Raw genomic sequence first — 1,679 nt, forward strand, 5'->3', positions numbered from 1 at the left:
CAAACAGATATAACCGACGGCCCACTCAGCACCCCCAGCAGTCGGCTGAGTCAGCCACAACTCGGAATCGGTGGCAGTGCCAGGGGGCTCACATCGATTGTGTGGTACTGGACCGGCCCGTCGACGTCGAGTTCGAACTGGTAATCCGTGAGATGTCTCTCACAAGTGTCGCTAGTTGTCCACTCTGGCTCAGCAGCTCACAAGCTGACACGTTGTAGTGAAGGAAGCGGGTGAATCAGGAACCTGATTCATCCGCTGTCCGGATACGCACCTAATGAATCTTCCACAACTCAAGCAGGTGCTTACAGATCCGGACGAGTTCATTACGAACAGCCAACTCAAGACTCTTGCTCTGGAGGTGCTTGAGTTGATTCCGATGCCAGGAATCGAGGGGTCGCCCCTCGATTCCGGCGATATCATGGAAGTCGTTCTCCGTGCGGCTGTCGGGACAACCTCGGTCAACGGGGTCACGACCAACACAGACGAGACACCCAACAGAGAACCCGTCATGGACTGGCTCCATACTCTCGACAAAGAGCCGATGCTGGACGCTGTCAACGACATTCTCGCGACGTTGGCGATGTCGGTTCTCGACCGGTCGCGGTCGAGAACCGTCTGCATCGATTTCATGGACAACCCGTTTCACGGGCACCCAGCGGACGAAGACGAGTTCAGGCGAATGCAAGCGCGTGATGGCACGACGAAGTGCCATCGGTACTGCACGGCGTTCGTACTCGCGCAGGGAAAGCCGCTGACGCTGGCGGTTGAACCGGTTGCTGGCGACGATAGCGCAGCCGACGCGGTCGAGCGCGTGCTCGCCCGCGTCGAACTGTATCCGTTCGAGCTCGAGCGGATTCTCATGGATCGAGCAGCCTACGTCGGCGAGGTGATCGGCGTGCTTCGGGCGACAGCGCCGCCAGTCTTCCCGGTCAAGACCGGGAAAGACTCGCTCCGGAAGAAACTTTCAGCGACAGCGTCGTACATGACCGAAGAAACGATCTGTGAAGGTAAAGCGCACGAACAGACGTTTCCGCTGGCGGTGAACGTGACCTACCAGAACGGTGATCGCGGGAAGTCAGGACTCAAACAGACTGGATACGCGGCGTACGGTCTGGAAGACCGCACGCCGCGGCAAGTGGCGCGGATCTACAACAACCGCTCACGGATCGAGAAGAGCTACGAGAAGTTCCGGGAAGCGCGGGCCCTTACGACGACGCCATCGACAACAATTCGGCTCTTCTACGTGGGTGTAGGGTTCCTGTTAGAGCAGTTGTGGCTGGTGGTGCAGTGGGCAGTGCTCGCCCGGCCACGGCGTGGCGGGCGAGCACGCCTGGTAGAGTTCACGTTCAGTGATGCGTTTCTCCATGGGATCGAACGGGTGTTGGACGACGAGCTCGGCTGGAAGACCAAGCATCGGACAAACGGGGAGGGACTGCCACCAGGATACGAGCACGGACTCGGGTGAGCCGCCTCGCTTCGGTCGAAGCGAGGCTGGCGGGGAGCAACAGCTGTCTTCTGAGAGCGGTTTGAGCGATGGCCACAGCGGAAAGCAACCAGATCTTTGACTCTTTTCCCAGTCTCTGTAGTGCCAAAAGTGTCCTTCGTCTCGTTTCGGCGCTCTCACCATGTCAGACCAGCCTCTTGCTGCCGCCGCTATCGAGAGAGTGGACAACTAGCGA

Annotated in this window: 1 protein-coding gene; it reads left to right on the plus strand. The window is 59.1% G+C overall.

What is annotated here, in order from left to right; genetic code table 11:
* Positions 1-274: 274 nt before the first annotated feature.
* Positions 275-1,465: an ISH3 family transposase gene (locus ACP96_RS13585; protein ID WP_050033704.1), complete on the plus strand. Its 1,191-nt coding sequence runs from the start codon at positions 275-277 to the stop codon at positions 1,463-1,465.
* The last annotated feature ends 214 nt before the right edge of the window (positions 1,466-1,679 follow it).

The organism is Halorubrum halophilum (assembly GCF_000739595.1).
Taxonomy (GTDB): domain Archaea; phylum Halobacteriota; class Halobacteria; order Halobacteriales; family Haloferacaceae; genus Halorubrum; species Halorubrum halophilum.

Coding starts and splice junctions, on each gene's coding strand:
- ACP96_RS13585 (WP_050033704.1), top strand. CDS start 275: ATGAATCTTCCACAACTCAAGCAGGTGCTTACAGATCCGGACGAGTTC.